The sequence below is a fragment of the Kitasatospora phosalacinea genome (assembly GCF_000717185.1).
Classification (GTDB): domain Bacteria; phylum Actinomycetota; class Actinomycetes; order Streptomycetales; family Streptomycetaceae; genus Kitasatospora; species Kitasatospora phosalacinea_A.
Genome location: NZ_JNYE01000293.1, coordinates 1 through 326, shown reverse-complemented (window position 1 = coordinate 326; position 326 = coordinate 1). Strand labels below are relative to the sequence as shown.

Below are 326 nucleotides of genomic sequence, written 5' to 3'. Positions count from 1 at the left end.
CAAGCTTGGTCTTGGTGGAGGGCAGGGTGATGTTGGTGAGTTCGGCGGACGTCTGCTTGGCGGCGGCCCATTGGGCGGTGACGGCGGGGGCGCCGAGGGTGTGGTTGTAGAAGGCGACGTCGCTGATCGAGCCGTTGAAGTAGGAGGGGTGGCCGGTGTTGTCGCTGCCGTTGTACAGCGGCTCGTCGGGCCAGGCTCCGCCGGTGAAGCCCGCGCCGACGGTGGCGACGCGCTGGCCGGGGGCGACGATCTGGCCGCTGCGGGTGCCCTGGGCGGCGCCGTCGAGGTAGAGGGTCTGGGTGTCGCCTGCTCCGGTGAGCAGGGCG

1 protein-coding gene is annotated in these 326 nt (G+C 71.2%); it reads right to left on the bottom strand.

The window, feature by feature from the left end; translation table 11 throughout:
- The coding region (locus OO57_RS38080; RefSeq protein WP_033257516.1) for a hypothetical protein at positions 1 to 326 on the bottom strand (326 nt) is incomplete at both ends.